The following is a 15,334-nucleotide window of genomic DNA, read 5'->3' as shown; positions in this document are numbered from 1 at the left end:
GAGTGGCTTCTATGCCCGGCTTCAGATTCGGTCAACAGGGTTTTTGCATTTTTGTTGCGCCACACCCCAAACCCGCAAAAAACTGCGGTTTACGACCCAGCAAGACGTAGCTGCGATAGGGGTTTGATGATCGAATCACCCGCCGAATCACCAAATGAAGGCCGAGAATCGCTCCGAAATCAGGTGCGCAGTGCGGTGATCTGGCGCTCCGGCACCCAGATCCTGGGGCAAGTCATCGCGTGGGGCGCCACCTTCCTGGTGATTCGCCTGCTCGACCCGAGCGACTATGGCCTGTTCGCAATGACCCAGGTCGTGTTGGTGCTGCTCAACCTCCTCAACGGCTATGGTCTGGCGAGCGGTCTGATCCAAAAGGCAGATGTCGATGAGCGCGCGGTGCGCCAGCTGTTCGGCATGTTGCTGCTGCTCAACCTCGGGCTTGGCGCGCTCCAGTTCATCCTCGCCCCGCTCGCCGCGGCCTATTACCGTCAGCCAGTCGTCGCCGATATGCTGCGCATTCAGGCGCTGCTCTACATCGCGACGCCCTTCATCGCCTTCCCCTATGCGCTGCTCGCGCGGGCGATGGACTTCCGCAAACAGGCGCAGGTGAACCTAGTCTCTGCCGTGGCGGGTGCGATCGCCGCGGTCGCGGGCGCCTATGCCGGCCTTGGCGTTTGGACGCTGGTACTTGCCCCCCTTGTGCTGTTCGGCACCCGCGCGATCGGCATGACCTGGGCTGCAGGATCGCTGATGTGGCCGAGCTTCGACTTTCGCGGTGCGGGCGAGATGGCGCGCTTTGGCGGGTTGATCGCGACCGGCCAGTTCTTCTGGTTCGTGCAGAGCCAGTCCGACGTGTTCATCGCGGGGCGGAGTTTCGACCCGCACTGGCTCGGCATCTATACGACCAGCCTGTTCCTGACCCAGATCCTTGTGTCAAAGTTCATCCCCGCGCTGAACGAGGTTGCCTTCTCCGCCTATGCCCGGATGCAGGATGATGCGGAGGGAACCGCGATTGCCTTTGCGCGATCGGTGCGACTGATCATGGTCGTCGCCATGCCCTTCTATCTCGGACTCGCCGCGACCGCCGAGCCGTTGGTGCATGTCGCACTGGGCGAGAAGTGGCTCGAAGCAGGGCCTGTCGTCCATCTGCTCGCGCTCGCCATGCCGTTCATGACGCTGCAGGTGCTGTTCGCGCCGGCGACCGACGCGCGCGGGCGACCGGGGCTTGGCGCGCAGACCGCCGCGATCGGCGCGCTGCTCCTTCCCGCCGCCTTCCTGATCGGAGTGAAATGGGGAGTCGAGGGACTTGCCTGGGCGTGGATCGCGGTATGGCCACTCTTTCTGCTGGTGACTGCCGCGCGCAGCCTGCCGGTGATCGGCCTGTCATGGCGCGAATGGCTGGGGGCGATTCTTCCGCCGGTCACGGCCGCGGTCGCGATGGCGCTGATCGTCGGGCTGGTCGACCGCCTGCTCCCGCCGCTTGCGCCTTTCCCGCATCTGACCCTGCTCACCGGTGTGGGAGCTGCCGTCTATGGTGCGTGGCTGTGGCTTTTCGCGCGCGCGACGGTTCAGGATGCCATTGCGATGATCCGGCGGTAACGCCCTGAACCCCGTTGGACCTGCCTTCGCTAAGCCGTCTGGATATAGGCCCGCATCTGATCCGCCTCGGCCTCGATCTTCTCGATCCGGAACTTGACCAGATCGCCGATCGACACGAACCCGATCAACGCGCCGCCTTCAACCACCGGCAGATGGCGGATGCGCCGCTGGGTCATCAGCGACAATGCGCCGAGCACCGATTCGCCGCGCGTCACCGTGATCGCCGGGGCGGTCATCACCCGTCGCACATCGGTATCGAGTGCAGCCGGCCCATCGCGCTTCAGACAATGGATCACGTCGCGTTCGGAAAAGATGCCGGCCACCACGCCCCCCTCGACCACCGGCACCGCGCCGATACGTTTTTCGGCAAGCAGCGCAACCGCTTCACGCACGGTCGCGTCGCCACCGATGGTTGTGACATCCTGTCCCTTGGTGCCGAGGATTGCTGCGATGGTCATCGTCAGTCTCCTTCATCTCGTTAGGCGGTTGAGACTCCCACGATTCGTCCCCAAATGAAAGGGCATGGAACCGAACCTCGACAATCCCGATTATGCGCGCCTCGCCTGGCGCCGCTACCGCCGCATTTTCGGCTTTGTCGGGCTGCTCGCTTTGGGGTCGGCGATCGTGGCGGTGATCGCGCTCTATGTCGCGGTCGGTGAGTTTCAGCTGCACGCGTCGATCGCGATGGCGATCGGGGTCGGGCTGTCGATCCTGCTCGGCGGCGCGTTGATGGGGCTGGTGTTCCTGAGTTCCGGCACCGGCCATGACGAGCGGTCGCGCGATGCGACGGAGAAGAAGCGGGATTAGAGTCGTTTCAGTTAGGCGGCACCGGCCCGCTCCCCCATCCGGCCACCCATAGAATACACTGTCGTTGGGTGGCCGGGTGCGGGTAGCCCCGCAAAGTACTACTTTGCGGGGACCCCGTGGGGGAGCGGGCCGGTGCCGATTCAGCTTTGCTGAAAACGACTCTAACGCTGCGGCTTGGGCGGGGGCGGCAGCTGCACCTTATAGCTCAGCGTCTGCGATCCGTTCGCCGGCACCGTTACCGCCCATAAAGTGCGGCCATCCTTCTTGCCCAGCTTGACGCTGGCCCCGCGCATCAGCGACGGGTCGATGTTGAACTCGCCCTCGAACTGCACCGGGAACGGGTTGGCGTTGCGCACGATCAGCTCGAATGCGTAGCGGCGCGATTTGGGCTGCTGCTGCTTGAGCTCCAGGGTCACATTGGCGGTCGCCGGGAACTTGACCTCGACCTCCTCGCCCACCGCCTTGTCGTCGGTGCTCGATTCGTCGATTAGTAATGACCGCTCACCCTGCCGCTCGAACAGCGCGACCGGCCCGGCGGGCAGCGGCAGCCCCAGCCGATCGCTTTCCTTGTTCATTGCGCGCAGCAGGATCTGCGGCTGCTCCGCACCCCGGAACCCGATTTCGGACGCGTAGATGATGCGCACTGGCACGGCATCCTTCGCCAGCATCGCCACCTGCTTCTGCGCCTTACCCGCGACGGTGGTGCGATCAGGAATGCGATAGGCCTTGAGGTCGCCGAGATCTTCCTGAACCGCCATCCGCATCCGCGCGCCCGTTACGACGATTTCCTCACGCGCCATCGGTGCGGCCATCATCGGGGGTGGGGGCGGCGGCGGCGCAGGGGGTGGTGGCGGAGGCGGCGGGATGTTCCCGCCACCTTCGGGCAGATAGCAGCGGAATTCGAACGACTCGGCGCTCTCGAATGGGTTGGCCGTCCGGCCGGTCGTGCGGTTGACCTTGCCCGCCACCACCATCGTTTCGGCGTCGGCAAAGCTGGTCATGTCGGTGCTGGCCAAGGTCACCCAGGCGAACAGGTCCGCCGTCCGCACGCCAGCCGCGGTGCCGCCGCCGTCCCGCAACGTCGCGACATAGTTCGCCTGCCAATCGAATCCCCAGGCGAGATAGGACAGCGTGATCGTCGCGGTCCCGCCCTGCGGCGATTCGGTCTCGACCGACAGCGTGGGTTTCGCAGACAGACCCTGCGGCACCGCGTCATAGACGATCGCATCTTCGGTCGGGCCGCAGTTCAGCACCTCGATCCCGCGTGTCGTCTCGACGATCGCCGCGCCCGCCGGGCCGGAGCGGATCACAGCGCGCTCCTCCACGGTCTTGCCGTCGCGCGTCCGGCGCAGCGTCACCGGTCGGGCATAGCCGCGGCTGTACAGACTCCCGGCCGACAGCAGATCGCCGTCGAGATTTTTCTCGCGCGCGCCCTCAGGCAATCCCGTGACGATCGCGCTTTCGGGCAGGATCCCCGACGCCACCCCCTCGAACCGGATCACTGCGCGGCCGGCGGGGATCGTTACCGTCCGCGTCTCGGTGATCAGCGCGTAGCCGCCGAGCCAGTCGAGATTGATCTTCTCGTCAGAGCCGCGATTGGGCGCACGATAGATGGTGACCCCGACCGAATCGGGTCCGGCGGAAGTCTGCACGCTCTGCGCATGCGCCCCGCCCGTCCCGGCGAGCGCGGTCGCGATCAGCAACAAGGCGGCGCGGCGCACCGGCCGCTTCTCAGTAACGCGTTTCGAAGGTCGCGGTCAGCGTCGCCTCGCCATTGGCGGGGACGCTCACCTTCCACAGCGCCTCATCGGAATTGACGCGTTCGCTCGCCTGGGTCTCTTCCAGGATCCGCGTATCCTTCCACCAGCTGTCGAGCCCGCCCTGCGACAGTTCGACCACTACGGCGTCGGGCCGGGCGTTGGTCAGCGTATAGACCATCGTCGTGCGCCACTTGTTCGATCCGGCGCGCTCGCGGGTCTGGACCACCGCCTTGACCTTCACGTCGAACGCTTCGCCAGTCTTGATCGCCAGCCGCGATCCCATCGGGGTGTGCGGGATCGCATTCTCGCCGATGAACTGCGGCGCACCGCGCGCGTCGCGCATATAGATGCGGACCGTCCCGGCGGGCAGCGCGTCGCCAAGGCCGCCCTCAGCCGAGGACGAGAAGCGCAGCACCGTGTCGACGCTGCGCGCCTGATCCTGTCGACCGAGCCAGGGGTTGCGATAGGCATAGGCTTTCGCCGCCGGCGCGCCCGCGACATCGAGGAAGCTGACCTGCTTTTGCTGGCGCTGCGCGATCGTGGTGCGGCCGGGAATCGGATAGACATAGAAGTCGCCGATCCGCTCGCGGCCCGCGGTTTCGGTGCCCGGCACCATCACCGACCCCATGCCGCGCCCGCCGCCGCCGACCGCACCCGCGACCAGCAATGTGTTGGCGTTGGTGTAGGTGACGCCGCTATTGTTGGTCAGGGTCAGCCAGCCCTGAACGTCGATCTTGCCCGCCTTCTCATCGAACAGCGCGACATAGTCGGACTTCCAGCCCATCCCATAGGTCAGGTAGCTGAGCGTTACCGGCCGCGCGCCCGCCGCATCGGCGTCCAGCGTCACCGACAGCGTCGGCCGCGCGCGCAAGGATGGGGGCAGCGACGGGAAGATCACCCGGTCGTCCTTGCCCAGCACCTCGATCCGTCCGCCGATCTCGACCACGGTGCCGTCATTATAGGCGAGGATTTTGGCGGGCAGGTTCTGGCCGCCGCGCACCACGGTGACGGCCTGGCCGACTGCCTTTTCCATCAGCGCTTCGGGGGTGAGCAGGTCGAAGTCGAAATTCTGTTCGACGATGGTCGCGCCGGGCGCGCCGATCGTCACCGTCTCGGGCCGGATCTGTCCCGACACATCGGGGAAATCCTGTTTCGACTTGCCCGCGGGCAGGCGCAGTTCGCGCTTGTCCTGCACCAGTGCCAGATTGTTGTTGTAGATGGTGACCGCGACCTCGCCCTGGGCGCTTGGGGCCTGCGGCGCTTGGGCGGACTGGGCGAAGGCGGGCAGCGCCAGTATCGTCCCGGAAAGCGCGGCTCCAGCCGCAAGTGCCAACGTCAAACGCCGCATCGCATTTCCCCTTCGATCTGGTGTGCGCACCATCGTCAACGGGCGCGCCATGTCAACGGTTAAGGGCACCAACAACGAAAAGGCCGGCCCGTAAGTCACGGACCGGCCTTTATTTTTTCGTCGAAGTGGAGAGCGCTTATTCGGCCGCAGCCGGTTCGCCCTCATCCTTCTTCACGCGGCGGCGGCGCGGCTTGACCTCGACCACCTCGCCCTCGACGCCCAGCGCCGGGGGCAGCACTGCCGCAATCTCGGCACCATGGCCGGTATCACTGCTCGCTTCGTCGCGGCGCGGACGCCCACGGCGCGCGCGGCGACCGTCCTCGGCCGGAGCTTCGTCTTCGTTCGCAGCGACCGGAGCCACTTCGCCCTCAACGCCACGCGGCTGACGTTCGCGGCGCGCGTCACGGTCACGGTTGCGGCCGTCGCGGTCACGTCCGTCACGATCACGCGGCGCGTTTTCGCGGGGGGCCTGATCGCGGGGCACATGCTCACGCGGGGCCTGATCACGCGGAGCCTGATCGCGATCGCGGTTCGGGCGGCGGTCGTTGCGGTCGTTGCGGTCGTTGCGGTCGGAACGCTCGTTGCGCACCGGACGCTCGGACTGCTCATCGCCCTCGTCGCCGAAGTCGCCGTCCTGGCCGCGATTGCCGTCCTCACCGTCGAACTCATCCTCGTCGCCGTCGAACTCGTCGCGCTGACGGCGCTGTTGCGGATTCTGTTCCTCGAAGCGCGAGCGCGTTTCGGCCAGCACGCGGAAATAATGATCGGCGAACTGAAGGTAATATTCGGTGTTCACCCGGTCGCCCGCCAATTGTGCGTCGCGAGCAAGGTTCTTGTATTTCTCAAGCAGCTGCGCGGCATTGCCACGTGCGCGATTGTCGATCCGGTTGCCCTGGTTGGGATTGCCGCCGCCCTGCTGGCGCTGGCCACCACGACCGCGACGGCGACCGTTGTTCGCCTGACGATTGTTTATCAACGTCTGTGTGTCCTGTCCTTACTCAATCCGCCATCGGTCAAACAGCGATCCCGGATGCGTGTTACACCGCACGCCGTCACGATCCTTCGGATCGAAACGGCTCTCGCATGGCTGCCGGACAATCAGCAGCGCGCATGCCTTGAATTGGGTCGGCAAACCTTTTCAACGATTTAGGTTGCTGGTGCCTGCCCCGGAGTTATCTTTAGCCCGCACGGCAATAATCTCCAAGCCCTATCTTGGTTCGGCGCAGCGATAGTTCAACTTAGCGGCATTTTGGCCGCAACCGCCCGCGGCCGCCCGCCCAGGTCGTGGTGCAGAACCGGGTCGAGCCCCGCAGCGCGCATCAGTTGCGACACCGCCTCGGCCTGCGTCCAGCCGATCTCCAGCACCGCGATCCCGCCCGGCGCGAGCAGGCGGGGGAGGTCGGGAATGATCCGGCGGTAGTCGTCCAGCCCATCGGCACCCGCGATCAGGGCGGAGGGTGGCTCATGGTCGCGCACTTCCGGCCCCAGTTCCTCGGCGATGCCGATATATGGCGGGTTGCACAGGATCAGGTCGAACTGGCCGTCGACGTCGTGGGCCCAGTCGCCGCGCCGCAGATCTACCCGCGATGCAATGCCCAGAGCGTCGGCGTTGGCGCGCGCATAGTCGATCGAGATATCCGACGCGTCGACACCGAGCCCCGTCGCGTCGGGCCACTCCGCCAGTGCCGCCAGCAACAACGTCCCTGGCCCGGTGCCGAGGTCCAGCACACGCTTGGGGCCGTCCGTTCCGACGAAATGCGCCACCCCTGCCTCGATCAGCGTCTCGCTGTCGGCGCGCGGCACCAGCACGCCTGGGCCGACGCCAATCTCGACGCTCCAGAAGCCGCGTGAGCCGGTGATGTAGGCGACCGGCTCGTGGTTCAGGCGGCGTTGGACCAGTGCATCGAAGCTGGCCGGAGCGGGATCGCCCAGATGCTTGAGCAGCAAATCCTGATGCGACACCCCCAGTGCATGCGCCATCAATAGCTCAGCATCGAGCCGCGGCGTGGCGGAGGCAATGCGCGAAGCCGCGTTGGCAATGGCTGCGCGGACCATTCGCTCGCTCACCACCAACTACCTCGTCACCCCGGCCTTGTGCCGGGGTCCACGGTGCCGCGCTTCCTGCGATTGAGCCTCTTGCTTCGCGCCCAGCCTCCCGGTGGACCCCGGCACAAGGCCGGGGTGACAACTGCTGGAACGACCGCCCAATCTCACGAATCCAGCGCCGCCAGCCGCTCCGCCTCATCCTCGGACACCAGCGCGCCGACCAGTTCGTCCATCTCGCCTTCGAGGATCTCGGGCAGGCGGTGGAGGGTCAGGTTGATGCGGTGGTCGGTCACCCGCCCCTGCGGGAAGTTATACGTGCGGATCCGCTCCGACCGGTCGCCAGAGCCCACCATCGACTTGCGCGCGCCCGAGCGCTCACTCGCCAGCCGCTCGCGCTCCAGCTCGTACAGCCGCGTGCGCAGCACCTGCATCGCCTTGTCGCGGTTCTTGTGCTGCGACCGCTGATCCTGCTGGATCACCACCAGCCCGGTCGGAATATGCGTCAGCCGCACCGCGGAGTCGGTGGTGTTGACGTGCTGCCCGCCCGCGCCCGACGCGCGATAGATGTCGATGCGCAGATCCTCATTCCGGATGTCGACATCGACCTCTTCGGCTTCGGGCAGCACGGCGACGGTCGCGGCGGAGGTGTGGATGCGCCCGCCGCTTTCGGTCACCGGCACGCGCTGGACGCGATGCACGCCGCTCTCAAACTTCAGCTTGGCGAACACGCCCTTGCCCGCGACACTGGCGACGACTTCCTTATAGCCCCCGGCTTCCGAGGTGGACGCAGAGATCAACTCAACCTTCCACCCCTGCCGCTCGGCATAGCGGGTGTACATGCGCAGCAGGTCGCCCGCGAACAGCCCGGCCTCGTCCCCGCCGGTCCCGGCGCGGATTTCGAGCATCGCCGCGCGCTCGTCCGCCGCGTCGCGCGGCAACAGCGCCAGCGCGAGGCGGTGGTCGGCCTGCGCCAGCGCCGCCTCGTTCGCGCGCAATTCCTCGCCCGCCATCGCGCGCAGCTCGGCGTCGGCGTCGCGCGTCATCGCCGCCAGGCTCACCGCCTCGGCGCGCAGCCGCCGGACCTCGCCCGCCGCCGCCGCGACCGGCTCCAGCTCGGCATATTCCTTGGACACCGCGACGAAGCGATCCGACGGCAGGTCACCGGTCGCCATCATCGCCGACAGCTCATCCCGCCGCGCCTCGATCTGCGCGATCCGCTCGGGGGAGATGCGGGTCACCGTTTACGCTTCAACAGCGAAATGACGCGGGTTTCCGCGTTATCATCAAAGACGAAGTTTGCCTCGACGACTTCTTTTAAACGGGCGCGGACAGGTGCTGCTTCATACCAAAGATTTTGAAGGCGAAATGACCCGATCGCTGAGGCGTCCGCATTTGCCTCAACACTAACAACTCGGGCGGCGCTGAGGTCGCGCTTCGCCTTCTCGAATTGCTTTTTAGCAGATCCCTTAAACGCCATATTCGCTTCGATGCCGCCTGCTCGAGCGAGAGCGAGTAGTTCGCTGGTGAGGAGGCGTGACTCGTCGTTTGCAGCGATGAACAGCAACTCAGGCACGCGAATGGGCGGGGGATCGAGCAACATCCCCAACCGCTCGATCCCGGCGGCCCAGCCCACGCCCGGCGTCTCCGGCCCGCCGAGATTGCCGATCAGCCCGTCATAGCGCCCACCGGCCAGCACCGTGCCCTGCGCTCCCAGCCGGTCGGTGACGAACTCGAACGCAGTGTGGCGGTAATAGTCGAGCCCGCGCACCAGCCGCGCGTTGCGCGTCCACGCGACGCCTGCCGCATCCAGCCCGCTGGTCACTGCGTCGAAAAAAGCCCGCGCTTCATCGGTCAGATACGCATCGATGTCCGGCGCCGAATCCGCAACCGGCCGGTCGCGCGGGTCTTTCGAATCCAGAATCCGCATCGGGTTCTTCTCGAGCCGCGTCAGGCTGTCCTCCGACAACTCCCCACGATGCGCCTCGAAATGCGCCACCAACGCCGCGCGCCACGCCTCGCGCGTCTCAGCATCGCCCAGCGTGTTGAGCTGCAGCGTCACGCCCTCGGCGATCCCCAGCTCCTTGAGCAGCTGGTCGGCCATCGTCAGCAGCTCGACATCGGCCTGCGGTTCCGCCGCGCCGATGATCTCGGCGTCGATCTGGTGGAACTGGCGGTACCGCCCCTTTTGCGGGCGTTCGTAGCGGAACACCGGGCCGTGCGTGGTCAGCTTGAGCGGCGCGAATTGCTGCCACCCCTCGGTGATGTACGCGCGGCAAATCCCCGCGGTGAATTCGGGCCGCAGCGTCAACAGATCGTCGCCGCGGTCGGGGAAGGTATACATCTCCTTCGACACCACGTCCGACGTCTCGCCCATCGAGCGCGCGAAAACCGCCGTGGATTCGAACACCGGCACTTGCACCTGCTGGAAGCAGTATAGCCGCCGCACATGCTCGAACGCCTCGACCACGCGCGCAAAGCGGCGCTGCTCGTCGCCAAAAATATCCTGCGTGCCGCGCACGCGGCGGGGGGTTTCGATCCGTGCCATGTGGGCGGGTCTCTATTGGCTAGGGGGCCGGAAGGGAAGATTGTTCACGCACCGCCCCCTTTCGACTATAGGCCCGCGCCATGAGCGCCACCCCCAAGACCTATCACGTCAAATCCTTCGGCTGTCAGATGAACGTCTATGACGGCGAGCGCATGGCCGAGCTGATGGCGGCACAGGGCATGACCGCCGCTGCGGATGCCGACAGCGCCGATCTGGTCGTGCTCAACACCTGTCACATCCGCGAAAAGGCGACCGACCGCGTCTATTCGGACATCGGCCACCTCCGCAAAAAGGCCCGCAACGCCGAGCGCGCCGCCCCGATGATCGCTATCGCCGGGTGCGTCGCTCAGGCCGAAGGCGACGAGATTATTCGCCGCGCCAAGGTGGACGTGGTCGTCGGCCCACAGGCCTATCACAATTTGCCCGCCCTGATCGCCCAGGCCGCCTCCGGCACCGCCGCGACCGACATCGACATGCCCGCCGCCAGCAAGTTCGGCGCGCTTCCCAGCCGCCGCCGCGTCGGCCCCTCCGCGTTCCTGACGGTGCAGGAAGGGTGCGACAAATTCTGCACCTATTGCGTCGTCCCCTATACGCGCGGCGCCGAGGTCAGCCGCCCGTTCGCCGCGATCGTGGATGAGGCCAAGTCGCTGGTCGATGCCGGCGCGCGCGAGATCACGCTGCTCGGCCAGAACGTCAATGCGTGGGACGATGACGCCGGCACCGGCCTGCACGGCCTGATCGCCGCGCTCGACAAGATTTCGGGGCTCGCACGCATCCGCTACACGACCAGCCATCCCAACGACATGAAGGAAGGCCTGATCCGCGCGCATGCGGAGGTCGCAAAGCTGATGCCTTTCCTCCATCTCCCGGTGCAGGCGGGCAATGACCGCATCCTGAAAGCCATGAACCGCAGCCACAGCCGCGATTCATACCTGCGCATCCTCGACCGCGTCCGCGCCATCCGCCCCGACATCGCGCTGTCGGGCGACTTCATCGTCGGCTTCCCCGGCGAGACCGAAGAGGAGTTCCGGGACACGCTGAGCCTGGTCGACGCGGTCGGCTATGCCCAGTGTTTCAGCTTCAAATACTCGCCCCGCCCCGGCACCCCGGCGGCGGAGATGGACGGCGCGGTACCCGAGGAAGTCATGGACGACCGCCTCCAGCGCCTGCAGGCCGCACTCAACCGCGATCAGGCCGCGTTCAACGCCGCGACATTAGGCCGCACCTGTTCGGTGCTGATCGAGCGCAAGGGCAAGCTGCCGGGGCAAATGCTCGGCAAATCGCCCTGGCTTCAGTCGGTGCACCTGATGACCGATGCGGCGATCGGCGATCTGATCGAAGTGGAGGTTGTGCGGGCCGATCCCAATTCGCTGGCGGGTGTGGCGCTCTAACCGCCTTCGTCACCCCGGCCTTATGCCGGGGTCCACCGGGAGGTGAGGCGCGGAGCAAGAGGCTCGATCGCCGGAAGCGCGGCACCGTGGACCCCGGCACAAGGCCGGGGTGACAAGCTCTTAGCCGCCCCCATCTGGACACCGCCCGCCCGCTCGGCCAGTTTCCGCCGATGAACCTGACCTCGACCGCCCGCCTCGTCGCGCTGGCTACCCCGCTCCTCCTCGCCACCACCGCGCTCGCACAGCAAGCCAGAGACCCCGGCCCCAACGCCCCGGTCGCCTACGAGCTCAGCTTCGACAACGCCGCGCATCGTGAGGCGCGGATTGCGGTCACCTATCGCGACCTCAAGCCCGGCGCGGTCGAGTTCCGGATGGCCCGCTCCTCCCCCGGCCGCTACGCGATCCATGAATTCGCCAAGAACGTCTATTCGGTCTCGGCCAAGGACAGCGCGGGCCGCGACCTGAAGATCGACCGCAGCGACCCGTACAGCTGGCGGGTCACTGGCCATGACGGCACCGTGACCTTCGCCTACACGCTGTATGGCGACCGTGGCGACGGCACCTACAGCCAGATCGACCAGGCCCACGCGCACCTCAACATGCCCGCGACGCTGATCTGGGCGAGCGGCTATGACGACCGCCCGATCCGCGTCACCTTCCGCCCGGCCGACCCGAAATGGAAGATCGCGACCCAGCTCGCGCCGGTGAGCGGCAGCGCCACGACCTTCTGGGCGCCGCACCTCCAGTATCTGCTCGACAGCCCGACCGAGCTGTCCGACCACCATGTGCGCACATGGACGATCACTTCGGGCGGCAAGACCCAGACGATGCGCCTCGCCGTTCACAGCGCCGACACCCCGGAAACGGTCGATGCCTATGCCGAAAAGGCGAAGAAGGTGGTGGCCGAACAGATCCGCATTTTCGGCACCGCGCCAGAGTTCGATTTCGGCACCTACACCTTCATCGCCGATTACGTCCCGCAGATCAGCGGCGACGGGATGGAGCACCGCAACTCAACGATCATCAGCCAGCCGCGCACGCTGGAAGCGGGCAAGTTCGCCCAGCTCGGCACGCTCAGCCATGAATTCATCCATGCCTGGAATGTCGAGCGGCTGCGCCCGGCGGAGCTGGAGCCCTTTGACTTTACCCAGGCTGATCCCTCGCCGTCCTTGTGGTTCGCGGAGGGCTTCACGCAATATTACGGCCCGCTCGCGATCCTGCGCGCGAAGGAAGCCACGCTGGACGCCACGCTCGCGGGGCTGGGCGGAACGCTGGACTTCATCGTTAACAACTCCGCCCGCCGCTACGGGTCGCCGCAGGAAATGAGCCTGCGCGCGCCGTTCGTCGATGCCGCCGCGTCGATCGATCCGGTGAATGAGCGGATCTTCGCTTCCTATTACCCCTATGGCGCGGTGGTCGCGCTCGCGCTCGATCTGACGCTGCGCCAGCGCTTCGACACCGATCTCGACGCCTATATGCGCCATTTGTGGAAGCGGCATGGTGAGGCGCAGCAGGGCTTCGCCCCGGTCAAACCCTATACCCCGGCCGATCTCGAAACGGGCCTTGCCGAACTGACCCGCGACCCGGCCTTCGCCAAGGCGTTCTTCGACGCGCATATCCGGGGCAGCGCCCTGCCCGATTTCGCGCCGTTGCTCGCCCAGGCCGGGCTGGTGCTGCGCCCGGCCGACGCAAGCCGCGCGTGGATTGGTGCCGCCAACGTCACCGGCGGCGGCGACGAACCTGTCCGGCTTGCGGAAATCCCCGTCCCCGGCAGCCCGATCTACGCCGCCGGGCTGAATCGCGGCGACACGATCGTCGCGGTCGATGGCAAGCCGATCGCCAGCCCCGCCGACTGGCGCGCCGCGCTCGCCGCGATGAAGCCGGGCCAGCCTGTCGCGATCACCTTTGCCACCCGCGCCGGTCCGGGCAGCGCGACGATCACCCCGGTTGCCGATCCGAAGCTGACGATCGTCAGGCTGGAAAGGACTGGCGGCACGCTGACGCCGGAGCAGATCGCCTTCCGCCGCGCCTGGCTCGGCACGGACTGAACCACCCACTGTTGCCCCGCTGCGTCACCCCCGGTGCCAATCGGCATCGGGGCAGCATTTCCGCTGTCCTACGCGGCCCGCCTCTGCCATCCTCGCATCACGACATGCGAAACGGAACCTCCGCGCTGAAAACCGGTTCGGCCCTTCATGGCCCGCAGTCGCCCTCATACGTGCATTTTTGTCAGCTTCGTCTGCCGCCGCGCGCGTCGATGATCGCGCAAACCCATGACCTGTGTGACGTTCCAGCCACCGAAAGGACCGCATGAGCCGCAAGCCAGTCCCCGCCCAGCATGGTCAGCGCGCCCGCGTCGAGGTCAATTTCGACCGCCCGCAGCTGCTCCCGCAATTGTTCGGCGAATATGACAGCAACATCCTCGCGCTGGAGGAGCGGCTCGGCGTCTATATCCACGCCCGCGGACAACGCGTGGTGATCGAGGGCAGCGCCGAGGCTGTCGCGCATGCCCGCGAAGTGCTGATCGAACTGCACAGCCGGGTGATCCGGGGCGAGGCGATCGACACCGGCCTGATCGACGCGGTGATCGCGATGGCGACCGAACCGATGCTGACCGGCATCGTCCGCGCCGAGAATGACGAATCCGGCGGTAGCGCCCCGCCGATCATGATCCGCACGCGCAACAAGACGATCGTCCCGCGCTCGCTGACCCAGACGACCTATATGCGCGCGCTGGTGTCCAACGACATCATCTTCGCACTCGGTCCGGCGGGCACCGGCAAGACCTATCTCGCGGTGGCGCAGGCGGTGGCGCAGCTCATCACCGGGTCGGTCAAGCGTCTGATCCTGTCGCGCCCCGCGGTCGAGGCGGGCGAGCGGCTGGGCTTCCTCCCCGGCGACATGAAGGACAAGGTCGACCCCTATCTGCGCCCGCTCTACGACGCGCTCTACGATTGCCTGCCCGCCGAACAGGTCGAGCGGCGCATCGCGAGCGGCGAGATCGAGATCGCCCCGATCGCGTTCATGCGCGGCCGCACCCTTGCCGATGCCTTCGTGATCCTCGACGAGGCGCAAAATACCACGCCGATGCAGATGAAGATGTTCCTCACCCGCTTTGGCCAAAACAGCCGCATGGTGGTGTGCGGCGACCCCAAGCAGACCGATCTGCCCGGCGGTCCGTCGGCGAGCGGCCTCAACGATGCGGTCAACAAGCTCGAGGGGATCGACGGCATGGCGTTCGTCCGCTTCGGTATCGGCGACGTCGTCCGCCACCCGATCGTCGGGCGGATCGTCGAGGCGTATGAAGGCGGGGATCAGGGCTGATGCTTGACGTTGCCGTCCAGGCAGAACCCGGCTGGCCCGAACTCGACTGGGATGCACTGGGGATGAAGGCCGCCGCCGCTGCGGTTGATCAGACGCCCTATGGCTATCTGTCGACCAGCGACGCGATGATCGAGATCGCCGTGCGCCTGACCGACGATGCCGAGGTGCATCAGCTCAACGCGCAATATCGGCAGAAGGACAAGCCGACCAACGTCCTGTCCTTCCCGATGATCGAGCCCGACCTGATCGAATCGCTGACGCAGAACAGCGACGATGGTGAGGTAATTCTGGGCGACATCATCCTCGCGCAGGGCGTTTGCGAGCGCGAAGCCGAGGAAAAGGGCATTTCGGTCGAGCAGCATGCCACGCACCTGATTGTCCATGGCGTGCTGCATTTGCTAGGCTATGACCATCAGGGGGATTCCGAAGCCGAGGCGATGGAGTCGATGGAGCGCACCGCGCTTGCAACCTTGGGGATCCCTGACCCCTATCTGATACGCGAGGATTGAACTCTAAG

13 protein-coding genes are annotated in these 15,334 nt (G+C 66.3%); 6 read left to right on the top strand and 7 right to left on the bottom strand.

The window, feature by feature from the left end; translation table 11 throughout:
- Positions 1 to 126: 126 nt before the first annotated feature.
- Positions 127 to 1,596: a lipopolysaccharide biosynthesis protein gene (locus K9B35_RS12805; protein WP_224922223.1), complete on the top strand. Its 1,470-nt coding sequence runs from the start codon at positions 127 to 129 to the stop codon at positions 1,594 to 1,596.
- Between the two features lie 29 nt (positions 1,597 to 1,625).
- On the opposite strand, the gene K9B35_RS12800 is transcribed toward K9B35_RS12805, so the two are convergent.
- Positions 1,626 to 2,054 (bottom strand): CBS domain-containing protein, encoded by a 429-nt coding sequence (locus tag K9B35_RS12800; RefSeq protein WP_224922222.1) that lies wholly within the window; start codon positions 2,052 to 2,054, stop codon positions 1,626 to 1,628.
- Positions 2,055 to 2,118: 64 nt separating this feature from the next.
- On the opposite strand from K9B35_RS12800, the gene K9B35_RS12795 reads away from it, so the two are divergent.
- Positions 2,119 to 2,403: a hypothetical protein gene (locus K9B35_RS12795; RefSeq protein WP_224922221.1), complete on the top strand. Its 285-nt coding sequence runs from the start codon at positions 2,119 to 2,121 to the stop codon at positions 2,401 to 2,403.
- Between the two features lie 161 nt (positions 2,404 to 2,564).
- Here K9B35_RS12795 and K9B35_RS12790 read toward each other — a convergent pair whose 3' ends face one another.
- The 6 genes from K9B35_RS12790 to hisS all read right to left on the bottom strand — a co-directional run bounded on the left by K9B35_RS12790 (position 2,565) and on the right by hisS (position 10,102).
- A complete protein-coding gene (locus K9B35_RS12790) occupies positions 2,565 to 4,124 on the bottom strand; it encodes a DUF4139 domain-containing protein (RefSeq protein WP_224922220.1) in 1,560 nt (519 codons plus the stop codon).
- Between the two features lie 10 nt (positions 4,125 to 4,134).
- A complete protein-coding gene (locus K9B35_RS12785; RefSeq protein WP_224922219.1) occupies positions 4,135 to 5,511 on the bottom strand; it encodes a DUF4139 domain-containing protein in 1,377 nt (458 codons plus the stop codon).
- A 136-nt stretch (positions 5,512 to 5,647) separates the two neighbouring features.
- The gene (locus tag K9B35_RS12780) at positions 5,648 to 6,487 is read right to left on the bottom strand and encodes a DUF4167 domain-containing protein (protein ID WP_224922218.1); all 840 of its coding nucleotides are present in this window, start codon (positions 6,485 to 6,487) and stop codon (positions 5,648 to 5,650) included.
- Positions 6,488 to 6,744: 257 nt separating this feature from the next.
- Positions 6,745 to 7,566 (bottom strand): peptide chain release factor N(5)-glutamine methyltransferase, encoded by an 822-nt coding sequence (prmC, locus tag K9B35_RS12775; protein ID WP_224922248.1) that lies wholly within the window; start codon positions 7,564 to 7,566, stop codon positions 6,745 to 6,747.
- A gap of 155 nt (positions 7,567 to 7,721) precedes the next feature.
- The gene (gene prfA / locus K9B35_RS12770; protein WP_224922217.1) at positions 7,722 to 8,795 is read right to left on the bottom strand and encodes a peptide chain release factor 1; all 1,074 of its coding nucleotides are present in this window, start codon (positions 8,793 to 8,795) and stop codon (positions 7,722 to 7,724) included.
- Positions 8,792 to 10,102, bottom strand: a complete 1,311-nt coding sequence (gene hisS / locus K9B35_RS12765) for a histidine--tRNA ligase (RefSeq protein WP_224922216.1) — start codon at positions 10,100 to 10,102, stop codon at positions 8,792 to 8,794. Before hisS ends, prfA begins: the two co-directional genes overlap by 4 nt.
- Before the next feature lie 80 nt (positions 10,103 to 10,182).
- On the opposite strand from hisS, the gene miaB reads away from it, so the two are divergent.
- The 4 genes from miaB to ybeY all read left to right on the top strand — a co-directional run bounded on the left by miaB (position 10,183) and on the right by ybeY (position 15,326).
- A complete protein-coding gene (gene miaB, locus K9B35_RS12760; protein ID WP_224922215.1) occupies positions 10,183 to 11,493 on the top strand; it encodes a tRNA (N6-isopentenyl adenosine(37)-C2)-methylthiotransferase MiaB in 1,311 nt (436 codons plus the stop codon).
- Between the two features lie 170 nt (positions 11,494 to 11,663).
- Positions 11,664 to 13,541 (top strand): M61 family metallopeptidase, encoded by a 1,878-nt coding sequence (locus tag K9B35_RS12755; RefSeq protein WP_224922214.1) that lies wholly within the window; start codon positions 11,664 to 11,666, stop codon positions 13,539 to 13,541.
- 262 nt (positions 13,542 to 13,803) lie between these two features.
- On the top strand, positions 13,804 to 14,817 hold the full coding sequence (locus K9B35_RS12750; protein WP_224922213.1) for a PhoH family protein: 1,014 nt from the start codon (positions 13,804 to 13,806) through the stop codon (positions 14,815 to 14,817).
- Positions 14,817 to 15,326 (top strand): rRNA maturation RNase YbeY, encoded by a 510-nt coding sequence (gene ybeY, locus K9B35_RS12745; RefSeq protein ID WP_224922212.1) that lies wholly within the window; start codon positions 14,817 to 14,819, stop codon positions 15,324 to 15,326. Before K9B35_RS12750 ends, ybeY begins: the two co-directional genes overlap by 1 nt.
- The last annotated feature ends 8 nt before the right edge of the window (positions 15,327 to 15,334 follow it).

Origin of the sequence: Sphingomonas sp. R647 (genome assembly GCF_020177055.1) — a bacterium.
Lineage (GTDB): Bacteria > Pseudomonadota > Alphaproteobacteria > Sphingomonadales > Sphingomonadaceae > Sphingomonas.
Note: the sequence above shows the minus strand (reverse complement) of the source record. Positions and strands in the feature narration are given on the sequence as shown.

Excerpts from the sequence above, each read along its gene's own strand:
- hisS (WP_224922216.1), bottom strand. The coding sequence starts at position 10,102 with ATGGCACGGATCGAAACCCCCCGCCGCGTGCGCGGCACGCAGGATATT.
- K9B35_RS12805 (WP_224922223.1), top strand. The coding sequence starts at position 127 with ATGATCGAATCACCCGCCGAATCACCAAATGAAGGCCGAGAATCGCTC.
- miaB (WP_224922215.1), top strand. The coding sequence starts at position 10,183 with ATGAGCGCCACCCCCAAGACCTATCACGTCAAATCCTTCGGCTGTCAG.
- K9B35_RS12755 (WP_224922214.1), top strand. The coding sequence starts at position 11,664 with ATGAACCTGACCTCGACCGCCCGCCTCGTCGCGCTGGCTACCCCGCTC.
- prmC (WP_224922248.1), bottom strand. The coding sequence starts at position 7,566 with ATGGTCCGCGCAGCCATTGCCAACGCGGCTTCGCGCATTGCCTCCGCC.
- K9B35_RS12785 (WP_224922219.1), bottom strand. The coding sequence starts at position 5,511 with ATGCGGCGTTTGACGTTGGCACTTGCGGCTGGAGCCGCGCTTTCCGGG.
- K9B35_RS12795 (WP_224922221.1), top strand. The coding sequence starts at position 2,119 with ATGGAACCGAACCTCGACAATCCCGATTATGCGCGCCTCGCCTGGCGC.
- K9B35_RS12750 (WP_224922213.1), top strand. The coding sequence starts at position 13,804 with ATGAGCCGCAAGCCAGTCCCCGCCCAGCATGGTCAGCGCGCCCGCGTC.
- K9B35_RS12800 (WP_224922222.1), bottom strand. The coding sequence starts at position 2,054 with ATGACCATCGCAGCAATCCTCGGCACCAAGGGACAGGATGTCACAACC.
- ybeY (WP_224922212.1), top strand. The coding sequence starts at position 14,817 with ATGCTTGACGTTGCCGTCCAGGCAGAACCCGGCTGGCCCGAACTCGAC.